This is a genomic window from uncultured Novosphingobium sp., from assembly GCF_964277725.1.
Classification (GTDB): Bacteria; Pseudomonadota; Alphaproteobacteria; order Sphingomonadales; family Sphingomonadaceae; genus Novosphingobium; species Novosphingobium fluoreni.
Genome location: NZ_CAXYKL010000230.1, coordinates 1 through 9,141, shown reverse-complemented (window position 1 = coordinate 9,141; position 9,141 = coordinate 1). Strand labels below are relative to the sequence as shown.

7 protein-coding genes are annotated in these 9,141 nt (G+C 63.7%); 4 read left to right on the top strand and 3 right to left on the bottom strand.

Annotated features, from left to right (window positions below; all coding sequences use genetic code 11):
* Positions 1 to 45: 45 nt before the first annotated feature.
* The 3 genes from ACHWRX_RS13030 to ACHWRX_RS13020 all read left to right on the top strand — a co-directional run bounded on the left by ACHWRX_RS13030 (position 46) and on the right by ACHWRX_RS13020 (position 3,738).
* The gene (locus tag ACHWRX_RS13030) at positions 46 to 1,476 is read left to right on the top strand and encodes an AMP nucleosidase (RefSeq protein ID WP_394659510.1); all 1,431 of its coding nucleotides are present in this window, start codon (positions 46 to 48) and stop codon (positions 1,474 to 1,476) included.
* A gap of 109 nt (positions 1,477 to 1,585) precedes the next feature.
* Positions 1,586 to 2,707 (top strand): DUF47 family protein, encoded by a 1,122-nt coding sequence (locus ACHWRX_RS13025; protein WP_082668019.1) that lies wholly within the window; start codon positions 1,586 to 1,588, stop codon positions 2,705 to 2,707.
* 11 nt (positions 2,708 to 2,718) lie between these two features.
* Positions 2,719 to 3,738, top strand: a complete 1,020-nt coding sequence (locus ACHWRX_RS13020; RefSeq protein WP_058736851.1) for an inorganic phosphate transporter — start codon at positions 2,719 to 2,721, stop codon at positions 3,736 to 3,738.
* A gap of 57 nt (positions 3,739 to 3,795) precedes the next feature.
* Here the strand turns inward: ACHWRX_RS13020 and ACHWRX_RS13015 are convergent, their stop codons facing one another.
* A complete protein-coding gene (locus ACHWRX_RS13015) occupies positions 3,796 to 5,736 on the bottom strand; it encodes an alpha/beta hydrolase family protein (protein WP_394659509.1) in 1,941 nt (646 codons plus the stop codon).
* 94 nt (positions 5,737 to 5,830) lie between these two features.
* Positions 5,831 to 7,126, bottom strand: a complete 1,296-nt coding sequence (locus ACHWRX_RS13010) for a glycoside hydrolase family 130 protein (RefSeq protein ID WP_394659508.1) — start codon at positions 7,124 to 7,126, stop codon at positions 5,831 to 5,833.
* 228 nt (positions 7,127 to 7,354) lie between these two features.
* Between ACHWRX_RS13010 and ACHWRX_RS13005 the strand changes: the two genes are divergently transcribed.
* Positions 7,355 to 8,722, top strand: coding sequence for an alginate export family protein (locus ACHWRX_RS13005; protein ID WP_394659507.1), 1,368 nt, complete (start codon positions 7,355 to 7,357; stop codon positions 8,720 to 8,722).
* A 161-nt stretch (positions 8,723 to 8,883) separates the two neighbouring features.
* On the opposite strand, the gene ACHWRX_RS13000 is transcribed toward ACHWRX_RS13005, so the two are convergent.
* A partial coding sequence (locus tag ACHWRX_RS13000) for a M2 family metallopeptidase (RefSeq protein ID WP_394659506.1) occupies positions 8,884 to 9,141 on the bottom strand: 258 nt, incomplete at its 5' end.

The following is a 9,141-nucleotide window of genomic DNA, read 5'->3' as shown; positions in this document are numbered from 1 at the left end:
GCGCACTGCCCTTGCATTGCCACACCATTTCCGTAAGCGTGCAAGATGCATAGCGTTCAAGAAACCCTCGCGGAATTGGTCCGCGTTTACGAAGCCGCCGTCTCCACGTTGAAGGCCGATATCGCCGCCTTCATCAAAGACGGCACTCTCCCCCCGTCAGACCGCCGCGCCGACCGGCTATGGTCCTATCCCGAACTTCGCGTCACGTATGAGGGACACGAGCATGGCTCTGCCTCATCACGCGCGTTTGGTCGGCTGCCAGGGCGCGGCACTTACGTCACCACCGTCACTCGCCCGCATCTCTTTGCGGATTACCTGGCCGAGCAGCTGGCTCTGCTGGAGCAGGAATACGTGATCGACGTCAGCGTCGTCCGCTCGGCGCAGGAGATACCGTTTCCGTATGTGCTGGACGGTCTGGCGATCGGCGCGGTGACGCCGGCCGAACTGGCCGCACATTTCCCGACGACGGAACTGGCGATGATCGGTGACGAGATCGCCGACGCCATCGATCGCAACGCACCAGGCGATCCGCTCCCCCTTGCCCTGTTCGATGGATTGCGCACCGATTTCAGCCTGGCGCGCCTGGCGCACTACACCGGCACCAGCGTTGAGCATTGCCAGCAGTACATCCTTTTCACAAACTACCACCGCTATGTCGATGAATTCGTGGACTGGGCGGGCAAGCAGGTCGGCCAAAACGACTATATCGCGTTGTCAGGCGCTGGCGGGCTCTACCTGGACACACCCACCGACAACGCCCGCGCGCGCCTTTCGGATACGGCATGGCGCCGGCATCAGATGCCCGCCTATCACCTGATCCGAGAGGACCGGTCCGGCATCACCCTGGTCAACATCGGCGTCGGCCCTTCCAACGCCAAGACAATCACCGACCACCTCGCGGTGCTGCGCCCAGAGGCGTGGCTGATGATCGGCCACTGCGGGGGCCTTCGCGAATCGCAGCGCATCGGCGACTATGTGCTGGCGCACGCCTACCTGCGCGACGATCATGTGCTAGATCCGGTGCTGCCGCCGGAAATTCCGCTTCCCGCCATCGCCGAAGTGCAGCAGGCACTGGCGGAGGCCGCCGAAAGCGTCAGCGGCACCGGCGGCGCGGACCTCAAGAAACGGATGCGCACCGGCACGATCGTCACCACCGACGATCGCAACTGGGAACTGCGCTACACCCATTCCGCTCGCCGCTTCAGCCAGAGCCGCGCGATCGGCATCGACATGGAAAGCGCCACCATCAGCGCGCAAGGTTTCCGCTTTCGCGTGCCTTACGGCACCTTGCTGTGCGTCTCTGACAAGCCGCTGCACGGCGAACTGAAGCTGCCGGGGCAGGCGAACCGGTTCTATGAAGAAGCGATCGGCGCCCACCTGGCGATCGGCGTGCGCACGTGCGAACTGCTGCGCGACCAGGGTGCAAGGCTTCATTCGCGCAAGCTGCGCGCCTTCATCGAGCCCCCATTCCGGTGAGCCTTGGCCGCACGCAAAGTCCCCCGGTGGGGCAAAATCCCCCGCCTCGGCTTGACGAGCGTCACACAACCGTCACACGAGCGCGCCATCGCGCATGGAGTGTTGAAGAATTCGCCAGATAGCTGCCCTTCCCTACCGCTTCGAGGACGGAGCCGATGGTCCCGTCCGGGTTCTGCTCGTCACGTCGCGGGGCACGCGCCGCTGGGTGATACCCAAAGGCAATTCCATGTCCGGCGTAAGCCGTCACGCGGCTGCCGCACTGGAAGCGGAAGAGGAAGCCGGTGTCACCGGATGGGCCTGCCCCACGCCGCTGGGATCGTACCGCTATCGCAAGCGGCGCGGAAACGGGGCGGCGCTGATGGTCGACGTCGAGGTGTTCCCGCTGGCCGTCCAGCAGGAACTGCCTGAGTGGAAGGAAGCGCATGAACGCGAACGCCGCTGGTTCACGCTTGGCGAAGCGGCGAACAATGTGGACGAAGCGGATCTGGGCGATCTGATCCGATCGTTCGACACTACCGAATTTCGCGCCGCTACGGCGCGCACCACGATGCTGGGCACCGTTGCCCAAAAAACAGGGATAAGCCGCATGTTTGGTTGGTTTCAGAAGCTGCTGCCGCAAAAGGCCAACTTCTTCGACCTGTTCGAGGCGCACGTGGCCACGGTCGTCGCCGGTGCCGATGCCCTTGCCCGTCTGTTCTCAGATGGACGCGGGCGGCAGGATCACATCCGCGAGATCAAGGAACGCGAACACGACGCGGACGAGATCATCCGCGAAGTGCTGAGCCTGGTGCGCCGCACCTTCCTGACCCCGTTCGATCGCAGCGCCATCACCCGGCTGGTCAGTTCGATAGACGATGCCATCGATCGGATGAACGGCGCGGCTTCGGCCATCGACTTGTATGATTTCAGCGATTTCGACCAGGAAATGCGCGACATGGTCGCCCTCATCGTCGACAGCAGCCGTGTGCTGGCAGAAGCTGTGCCGCTGCTGCGTGATGTCGGCAAGAACGGCAAGCGCCTGCACGAACTGACCGAGCGGCTGGTCCGCATGGAAGGCCACGCCGACGATATCCACGCGTCTGGCGTCAAGCGCGCCTACCAGGCTTTTGGCGAAACCAACCCGATGGGCTTCATCGTCCGCCGCGAGATCTTCAACCAGTTGGAGCGGATCACCGACGCGCTGGAGGATGTCGCCAACGAGATCGACGGCGTCGTCATCGATCACGCCTGAGGGCTGCCGCCATGCATGAACTTGCCCTGCCGCTGCTGGTCGGCCTGATCGTCGTCGCGCTTGCGTTCGATTATCTGAACGGCCTGCACGATGCCGCCAACTCGATCGCCACCGTCGTCGCCACCCGTCTGCTCGGCCCGGTCGCGGCGGTGCTGTTCGCCGCCTTCTTCAACTTCGCCGCCTATTTCCTGACGCTGATGTTCCCCGCCTTGCACAAAGTGGCCGAGACTATCGGCGGGGGGCTGATCGCCAAGGACCTGATCACGCCATCGGTGATCTTCGGCGCGCTGATCGGCGCCATGTTCTGGAACGTCGTCACCTGGCTGAAGGGCATCCCCTCGTCCAGCAGCCACGCGCTGGTCGGCGGACTGATCGGCGCGGGCGTCGCCCATGCCGGGTTGACCGGCGTGCAATGGTCCGGCCTCAACAAGACGCTGATCGCCATCGTCCTCTCGCCGCTGCTGGGCATGATGATCGCAATGGCCCTGATGCTGCTGACAAGCTGGCTTTTCGCCCGCTCCACCAACCGCGTGGCGGACAAGTCCTTCCGCGTGCTGCACCTGGTGTCATCTGCCGCCTATTCGCTGAGCCACGGCTTGAACGACGCGCAAAAGACGATGGGCATCATCACCGTGCTGCTCTATTCCACCGGCTATTACAGCGGCAAGTTCGAGGTGCCGCATTGGGTGGCGATCTGCTGCTACGTCGCCATCGCGCTGGGCACCATGACCGGCGGCTGGAAGATCATCGAGACGATGGGCAGCCGCATCACCAAGCTCAGCCAGCACCAGGGCTTCTGCGCCTCGATGTCCGGCTCGATCGTGGTGTTCACCGCATCGCTGCTGGGCATCCCGGTCTCGACCACCCATACGATCACCGGCTGCATCATCGGCTCGGGCGTCGCACGCCGCACCTCCGCCGTCCGCTGGGGCGTGGCGCAAAGCGTGGTCATGGCCTGGATCATCACCATCCCCGCCTCCGCCGCCGTGGGCGCGATCTTCTACCTGCTGACGGTGCCGTTCGGAGGATAACCGTGTCCCCCGGGGCGTATCTCCCCGGGATCGCTGCTCGGGCCCCGCCAGCGAAACTCAGTTCGGTGGATTGTATTTTTGAACGAAGCGCATGCTCTCGGTAAGCATGCGCTTGCGGGTTTCCTCCTTCGAAAGCCAGTGGTCCTCACCCTGAAGGGTGATGAGCTCGAACGGCTTGCCGTTGTCCTTCAAGGCATCGGCCATCACCCGGCTTTGGCCGTAGTCCACCACGGTATCATCCTTGCCGTGGATCAACATGATCGGGCCATCCGCTCCGGCCGCAAACTTGCGGGGTGATACCGCCGAAAAGCCCTTCGGTTCACCCAGTTGCCGCTTCAGGGCGCGGCTCAGCATCTTGGAGCCGCCACTCTCACGAGTATCCGTGTTGTACATTAAACCGAGATCGGAAATCCCGGCCACGGCCACGGCGCATCGGTATATCCCGTGTTGCAGCGTGACACCGGCCAGCGCCGCATAGCCGCCATAGCTGGCACCGACGATACAGGCCCGCTTGGGATCGACGATGCCTTTTGCCGCCAGCGCGGAAAGCCCATCGGAGATATCGGTCTGCATCTTGCGGCCCCACTCGCCATCGCCAGCGCGACGCAAGCTATAGGAACCGCCGGTCGAGCCGCGGAAATTAGGCTGAAACACCGCGTAGCCGCGAGAGGCAAATGCCTGCGCGATCCAGTCGAACTGCACCGTATCGTGCGCCGCCGGCCCACCGTGGGGCAGCATGATGACGGGCAGGTTCTTGGCCGGTATTCCAGGTGGCAAAGTCAGTACACCGTTCAACGCCAACCCATCCTGCGCCTCATAGAGGACGAGCGAAATCGGGCCGACCTGCTCCGGTGCAATCCGAAGACGCTCGTAACCGATAGGCTCGGCGTGCTTACCGGCCACGTCCACTCGGTACCATGTGCCGCTATCGCCATTCCCTGATGTCCGCACCAGAACCTTGGAGAAGTTCGGCGTGTAATCCATCAGTTGGGTGTTGAGCCCCTTGAACGCGCGGAAAATCGCCGTCAGCGCCTGCTGCTGGGCCGGGTCACTCATCACCGTGACCGGAGTGTCGCCGTCCGTCCGGTAACCCTGCAGACGTCCGGTGACCTTGTCGACGAACACCCGATCGATCGCGATACCGGGAACGATCTCCTTTGCATCCCCGCCCATTATGGGCACTTCGAACCAACGCTGGCCGTGCTGGTCGTCTGCGGTCTGATAAATCACACTGCTGCCGTCATGCCCGAACGAGATCAGGCTGATATCACCCGTTGGCATGGTGCCGCGCGCCAGTTCCTTGGACTTCGTGCCCGTAATCCGCCAACCTCCGTCAATTTCGGATACATCGAGCATCGCGCCTACCTTGCCCGAGGTATCGATCAACCAGTCGCGGAAGTGATCCTCTCCGGGGGGCGGAGCGACGGCCCGTGCCCTATTGGTGGACAGATCAACGCCATAGAGGGTCGTGCGGCCATGCTCCATGTACCGCCCCGAACCGCCCATCTGCAGGGCGATCCCGCCGAAAAAGCCCACAGTGCGGCCGTCGATCGATCGGATACCATATTGCCCGCGCGTAGTGCGCGCCACCGAATCTGTGTTGGCAAAGACGGAGCCGGAAACACCGCCCGGCTTCATCGCCAGAATGATAGTGCCGGTCAGTTCGTACTTGTCAGCGGTGAAGCCAAATACCGGCACTGTCGACGTGGTCGTCAGCAGAACCGTCTTATCATCCGCCCATTGAATGCTGCGCACCTTGCCCGGTCCGGCCGAGATATTGACGAAGGGCTTGTCCTGACCATCGATGGCGACGATCCGACGCTCGCCTTTGATCCGCACAACCGCAGCCGTCAGCGAACCATCGGGCGAGATGGCCGCGTCCTCGAACTGAGACAATTCCCCATAAGCATCGAGCGGCGGCGCTTCAGCTGCCCGCGCACCGCCTAGGACTGACGCGACAGACATAGCCGTCACCGCATATTTCAAGATCAGCTTCAAGATTCTACCCCCCGGTGAGTGGGATAGTATTCCGGCTAACAATGTGTCTGACAAGAATTCTCTACAGGAATAGGGAACGCCCGACCGCCCCCCTTTACGCCTCCTCCATCACCGCCAATACGTCATCCACGCAGGCGGTGGCGAAGGCGGTGTATTCGTCGGCGACGGCGTATGGCAGCAGTATGCGGCGGCCTTCCACCAGCGCCCCGCAGCTGTAGGTAACGTTGGGCACATAGCCGCCGCGATGTTCGGCGCTGGGGTAGATCAGCGGGGAGCGGGTGCGGGCAAGGACGCGGGAGGGGTCGTGCTTGTCCAGCAGGCATGCGCCGATCGCATAGCCGCGCACCAGGCCGACACCGTGGGTGAACACCAGCCAACCTTCGTCGATTTCGATGGGTGATCCGCAATTACCGATCTGCACGAATTCCCACGGGTACTTGGGCGCCATGATCGGCTGGCCCTCTTCCCAGGTGTAAAGATCGTCCGAGCGCAGCAGCCAGATGCTCTCGCTGTCCTGGCGGCCGAGCATCACGAATTGTCCGTCGATCTGGCGCGGGAACAGCGCCATGCCCTTGTAGCCCGTCATGGCACCGGTCAGCGGGCGCATGTCGAAGCGGCGCAAGTCTATCCCGCGCAGCAGTTCCTGGCGGACCGACTTGCCATCGAACGCGGTGTACGTGCCGATCACCGTCTCCACACCCTCGGCATCGCGGAACGGCACCATGCGCAAGTCTTCCACACCCTGGCGCTGGCTGGGCAGGATGGGGAAGACGACGGTTTCAGAGATATCCTGGCTGTCCTCGCAGATCAGCCGCACCCAGCCGCCCTCGCTGTCGTTCTCCACGCGCGGCGGGACGCAGTTCGGGCTGACCGGATCGATCGTGATCCTGGTGCCGCCGTCCCATGTTCCGGCGCGGAAGGTGACGGACGAAATATGCCCCTCCCCGATGCCTCGCAGGGACAGGATGAAGCGCAACTGGCCGTCGTCGCTGAGGCCCTGCTCGCCGGGAATGCGCACGATACTGGGATTGAACAGCGCGGCGGATTCGAAGGCGTATTCCTGGCTGAAATAAGCGCCCGCGATCAGCTTGTCCTCATGGCTCAAGTCGCAGATTTCCGGCATCTGATCGGCAAGCGCGTCGACTTGGCGCAGGAACACCGCATCGGCATTGCGATGGCGCTGGTGCATCGGGCCGGCGATATGATCCAGCATGTGCTGCCGCACCTCCGGGTCCAGGCCGCGCAGCCGTTCCAGCACCGCCTGCTGCCGCGTGGGCCTGCCATCGGCGAACGCCTTGGGATATTCGAAACTGAATGGCCGGATCACCGTGCGGGCGGGATCGGGATGAAGCTCCAGATCGATCTTCTGGAAAACGTCGGAAGCAATCATATCAGCGTCGACCCCATAGTATGCAGGAGCAGACGCTTCGGCGTAACCCATGTTCCCCCGGCAGCACTTTGCAGCAGGTGCCTTCCAGGGCCATCGGGCCGGTTGGCAACGCTTCGTAACAATGCTAGCGGCGCGCGCACCGGGGCGATGCAACCTCCCGGACAAGCGCAGCGCGCGCTCAAGCGTTGCTTCTTCCGCCGGCGGTGCCGGTCGATGGAGCTTGTCCCGATGCGCCGTTTCCCCTTGTCTACCGGCGCGCTGATCGCCGCATTGCTGCCGGCGGGCGTTTGCGCCAAGGCCCCCACGTTGCAAGCCGCCATCGGCGCGCCCGATGATTTCACCCTCTCAGGCAGCGTGCGTTTGCGGTACGAGACGATCGCAGGCGCACCGAGACCGATCTACCGATCCGATGACGAGGAAATGGCGCTGCGCACAACCCTCGCGGCCGAGTATCACGCGCATGGCATCCGGATCGGCGCGGAAGTCTATGACAGCCGCATCACTCTCGACAGACCGGGCAGCCCGGTAACGACCAGCGAAGTGAACGCGCTGGAACTGGTGCAGGCGTATGTCGGCGCGGACCTGGGCCAGGCGCTGGGCCGGGGCACCAAGGCGCAAGTGATGGTGGGGCGGATGATGCTGAACCTGGGCTCTCGCCGCCTGGTCGCCGCCGATGACTATCGCAACACCACCAACAGCTACACCGGCGTTCGCGCCGACATGACGCTGGCCGATGGGACGACGGGCACCTTCATCTATACCCTGCCGCAGTACCGCCTGCCGGACGACGCTCCGGCACTTCGGCGCGGGAAAGTGCAGATGGACCGGGAGAGCCTGGACCTGCGGCTGTGGGGCGGCCTGATTGCACATCCACGAACACTGGCGGGGGCGACGGCGGAGCTTGGTTTCTTTCGGCTGCAAGAGCGTGACAGCCTGGCGCTACCCACACGCAACCGCGATCTGACCACGGTCGGAGCGCGGCTGATCCGTGATCCCAAGCCCGCCCTCTGGGACTTCGAGCTTGAGGGCATCTACCAGACCGGTTCGATTCGGGCGAGCCTGGCTCCATCGGCGGCGCGGCAGGCGGTGAGCGCGTGGTTCGTCCATGCCGATGCGGGATACAGCTTCCCCGGCGCTGCGAAACTGCGCCTCTCCGCCGAATTCGACTACGCCAGCGGTGATGGTCGCGGTGGGCGCTATGGCCGGTTCGACACGCTGTTCGGCATGCGCCGCGCCGATCTGGCTCCGGCAGGCATCTTCAACGGCCTGCTCCGCAGCAACATCATGACGCCCGGTATCCGGGTGGAGGCCGCACCGGGCAAGCGGCTGGACATGTTCGCCGCCTATCGCGGGCTATGGCTGGCGGACCGCTTCGACGCGTTTTCCGGCACCGGGGTGCGCGATCCCAGTGGCCGCAGCGGGCGCTTTGCCGGTCAACAACTGGAAGGCCGCGTGCGATACTGGCTGGTCCCCGGCTTTCTGCGCGGTGAGATCGATGCACTCTGGCTGGCACGCGGACGCTTTCTGAAGACCGCGCCCGGTGCCAGGGACAAGGATGCAAAGTACCTGGCGGTCGCGGCCACGGCGACGTTTTGAGGGGGCACGCACCGATTGCTCTAAACCGTTCGTGTAGAGCGAAGTCGATACACGCTGGCCTGGCGCTGCCGTGTCTCGGCTTCGCTCGACACGAACGGAGGGGGGAAGGTAACTGAGATTTGAGTGAGAGACGCATCACCACGCCCCTCACTCCCATCACATCACCAGCCGCAGGTCTTGCCCTTGTTCTGCTTTTGCAGCCAGGCCGTCAGCGGTGCGAAGTAGCGCAGCATGGGCTTGCCGCTCATTTCGCGGCTGCCGGTGAAGGCTTGCAACGCATCGGGCCAGGGCCTGGACGCGCCCATCTCCAGCATGGCGTTCATCTTTTCGCCCACCTTCTTGTTGCCATAGAAGCTGCAGCGATGCAGCGGCCCCTTCCAGCCGGATTGCTTGCACGCCGCCTCATAGAACTGGAACTG

Excerpts from the sequence above, each read along its gene's own strand:
- ACHWRX_RS13030 (WP_394659510.1), top strand. The coding sequence starts at position 46 with ATGCATAGCGTTCAAGAAACCCTCGCGGAATTGGTCCGCGTTTACGAA.
- ACHWRX_RS13020 (WP_058736851.1), top strand. The coding sequence starts at position 2,719 with ATGCATGAACTTGCCCTGCCGCTGCTGGTCGGCCTGATCGTCGTCGCG.
- ACHWRX_RS13010 (WP_394659508.1), bottom strand. The coding sequence starts at position 7,126 with ATGATTGCTTCCGACGTTTTCCAGAAGATCGATCTGGAGCTTCATCCC.
- ACHWRX_RS13005 (WP_394659507.1), top strand. The coding sequence starts at position 7,355 with ATGCGCCGTTTCCCCTTGTCTACCGGCGCGCTGATCGCCGCATTGCTG.